This is a genomic window from Flavihumibacter sp. ZG627 (assembly GCF_000814325.1).
Classification (GTDB): Bacteria; Bacteroidota; Bacteroidia; order Chitinophagales; family Chitinophagaceae; genus Flavihumibacter.
Genome location: NZ_JPHF01000030.1, coordinates 1 through 1,547 on the forward strand (window position 1 = coordinate 1; position 1,547 = coordinate 1,547).

General features: G+C 38.7%; 2 protein-coding genes. Both read right to left on the bottom strand.

The features are described 5' to 3' along the window. Positions 1-25: 25 nt before the first annotated feature. Positions 26-370, bottom strand: a complete 345-nt coding sequence (locus HY58_RS18405) for a hypothetical protein (protein ID WP_039135639.1) — start codon at positions 368-370, stop codon at positions 26-28. 12 nt (positions 371-382) lie between these two features. Continuing rightward, a partial coding sequence (locus tag HY58_RS18410; RefSeq protein ID WP_039135640.1) for an RHS repeat domain-containing protein occupies positions 383-1,547 on the bottom strand: 1,165 nt, incomplete at its 5' end.

A 1,547-nucleotide genomic window follows, 5' to 3' on the forward strand; every position in this document is an offset into this window, starting at 1 on the left:
CCGAAAAATTTCGGGGCGTTTGCTATTATATTAAACTCAATTTCGGTTCTTTAAAAAACATTGTGATATATCTATTATCAACAGTATTAACAAGCATTTCTAATTCTCTATCATCATTGTATTTCATATACAAGATTAAACTGAAAATACTTATGTGCTTATTTAAATCATATCGCTTTTGTTCATCTCCAAGCTTACATTTTGCATACTGCCAACTTTCAAGAACCCAAATGCAGGGAGCATTGATATAAGCATCCTTTATCAAATCATAGTGTCCTTTAAAATGAACTTCTATTTTTTGAGTATCTAAATCGTAGCAAAATTTACTTACTGGCTCGTCATCAAACGAATATTCCAATTTCATTTCCATATTAATATTCGTTTATTTGATTGGGATATGTGCCGCAGGGCTTTTATAATTTACTGGATTGAGGAAGATATTATAACTATTGCCTCCGTATTCCAAATGCATATGATTAAAAGGTGTTCCCGATTGTGGTGGGTCTAATCGGATTCGCATACCGCCTCGCTCAAAAACACTTACAGGGGAAGTTGTAGGACTCATTCTTTTGAAACCCGCAGATTCGATATGATGAATCAATGTACCCCTTTCTAAATTACCTGCATTTTGAAGCCATTGTTTAACGCCTGTTCGACCTGCTCCTAATGATGTACTCCCCTCAGCGGCATCATCAATTAACCCGACTACCGCCCCACTACCGCTTTTAGAAAATATTCCCTCTACAATCCATGATCCCAATTTTGCGCTTCCTAACCATACTGCAGCTCCCCAAAAAGCTCCATCTCCTACGCCCTTAGGTCCATTATTAAAATTAATTTTATAGCCCCATTTCTCATATTTAGGAAGTACTTTTCCTTTATCGGCTTTGTACTGCAACTTACCGTCCAAAAAAACTCTATCAAAACTGTCATTAGTCTCATTTACGATAACTTCTTTAGATTTTGAACTTATATGAATATCATGATCTGGTTCTTCAGAAACGCTTTGCCCATCATCGCTTGAAAAACTTCCATCATTGTTGTTTGTCCAGGTAGTATTCCCTGAACCTGATTTATTCCAGATATCATTTAGAAAAGAAGTTGCATCCATCCCGTCCGGGTCAATAAAACATATGGGATTGTTATTGCCATAGACGTATGGACTCCACTTACGATTGATATCAGCTAATGGATCGATCACATGCCACCTTCCTATTTGGTGATCATACATCCGTGCACCGTAATCGTACCAATCTAATCCTGCCCCATCACTAAACTCCTTCTCCTGCTTTTCCTTCCCGTTGTATTCATATTTGTTGTCCATCTTCCCCATGGCTCGGGAACTTATCCCCGCCATGGTCAGTCCGAATGGATAGTAATGCGTTTCCTCCAGCACCGGTCCTCTTTCGTGGGTCAGGTTAAAGTTATCAAAATATACCAGCTCATTGGATTCGTTGCTAAAATATACATAGGCATAACCGTTCTTTTTAACCGTTACGGCACTGGCGCCTATTCTGGATAGCGTGCCCCAGCTATTGACAGTATAG

Excerpts from the sequence above, each read along its gene's own strand:
- HY58_RS18405 (WP_039135639.1), bottom strand. The coding sequence starts at position 370 with ATGGAAATGAAATTGGAATATTCGTTTGATGACGAGCCAGTAAGTAAA.